We start from the raw sequence: 1,675 nt of genomic DNA on the forward strand, positions 1-1,675 counted from the left end.
GCCCCGTCGTCTGTTTTTATTAAGGTCCTGTTCATAATGCTTATATAGGCAGTCCAGCCGTACGGCGCGGTTGTAGTAATGTTTATACAAGTCCGGTAGCCGCAGACATCATCCGACGAGCTCTCGGGCGGTAGCAACCTAACGGACACTCCGTTCTGCGCAGTGACGTTTAGCCCAGCCAGGGCCAGGAGAGAGACGTTCATAACCACAGAGCTCCTGTACAAAGCAGACGTCAAATTACTAGATAACACAATAGCGAAGCTGTGCACATTATGCTCATTGCCGTCGCTGTCGTAAAACGACAGGCGCGAAACCCACGAGGGGAGGGGTTGCGTCAGATGCGTGCCGTTTGGGACAGGTTGCAACCTGACAGTGAGGTTGAAGTAGCCCGGGGTATACAGCTTAATTGACCTCCCCCCTCTATACACCATCGTCGGTTGCTTCACGGAGAGGCCCAGGACCCCCCTATTCAGCTCAAAAAACACCACCGTACTGTTCATCATAGCCAAAGTCCTATTCATATGGAGCCAGTACAGATACGCGTCGGCGCCGCCGATGTACGGAAGCGCCGAGGCCAGGAAAGCATAGCGGGCGCTGGAGGCGCTGAAGTTGACAAGAGACGCCAGCCCCATGTAATCCACATAGGAAGACAAAACACCAACAGCCTTCGACACATCTCTAGAGAAGACGCCGTAAGCCGCCCTCACCCCGCCGTAGCCAGGGGAAGACGACGCAATAGACTGCAGAACCAGCACCGCAACTACAGCCACAGCCACCAACACAGCAGTTAGGAGTATAACCTGGCCCCTCATGCGTACACCGCGATACACACAGCCGTGCCGTTAGGCATAACAGAAGCCACAGAAATAGAAAACCTAGGCGACGGCACAACTGGACACACGCCGCCCACAGGCCTCACCACGCTCACACGCGCAAGCGGGTCAATCAACCCAGCCTCCGCATTCGCAGTCAGCAGAGCCGAGTCCCAGTCGGTCTGAAGCCTAAAAAGGAAGTCCGGGCTGGAGGCGAGCCTCATAGCGAACAGAGCCAGCTCAGAGAACCTGCCCCTCTCCCCCACCTGCACAGACATAGAGAGGGGAGATGTGTAGTTAAACAACGCAAACACTAGCCCAAGCAACGCCGAGGCAAACACAAGCTCAACAACCCACCTCATCTGTACCTAAACACCCACAGCCCAACCTTGTACGTAATCTCGCCAGAGTCAGCCAAAGCCTCGGCGTACGAAGTAACCAACGCCTCAGGCCTCTGCCCAACCCACCTCCACCAAGTAGCAAAACGCACCTCATACGGCGGCAGGCCCCCGGTGAGGGGCATCACAATGACATCCCTCTGAGGAATCCCACCGCACTTCGGCGGATCACCGTTAGAGTTACGCTCCACAAGCACAACCAAGAACTTAGCCCTCCCTATCTTACTCCATGGAATGAGACAACCGCCCCTATCCTTTATGCCATTGACACATGCGGTGTCCAGGTCAAGATCAACAGATGGGTTTATCGTCACACCTTGCAACAAGTTAGACGTCTGTCCGCCGAGAAAGCCGTAGACGGCGCGGAGGCCGAGCGCCGAAACCCCGGGGTCGTCGCAACCGCAGAGCGACGTGCTACCAATGTTTTGTATAAGTTTCGAGTGTACGACGTAGACACCGGCGTCC

Annotated in this window: 2 protein-coding genes and 1 pseudogene; all 3 read right to left on the reverse strand. The window is 55.8% G+C overall.

Annotation, left to right across the window (positions count from 1 at the left end; translation table 11 throughout):
• Positions 1-812 (reverse strand): hypothetical protein (locus ACP5J3_RS14280; RefSeq protein WP_428496291.1); only part of this gene is annotated, 812 nt, incomplete at its 3' end.
• Positions 809-1,174 carry a hypothetical protein gene (locus tag ACP5J3_RS14285; RefSeq protein ID WP_428496292.1) on the reverse strand — a complete coding sequence of 122 codons (366 nt, stop codon included), beginning with the start codon at positions 1,172-1,174 and terminating at the stop codon, positions 809-811. The genes ACP5J3_RS14285 and ACP5J3_RS14280, both read right to left, overlap by 4 nt.
• Positions 1,171-1,675: pseudogene (locus tag ACP5J3_RS14290) on the reverse strand (hypothetical protein); the annotation flags it as partial. The pseudogene ACP5J3_RS14290 and the gene ACP5J3_RS14285, both read right to left, overlap by 4 nt.

The sequence above is a fragment of the Pyrobaculum sp. genome (assembly GCF_049971835.1).
GTDB lineage: Archaea > Thermoproteota > Thermoprotei > Thermoproteales > Thermoproteaceae > Pyrobaculum.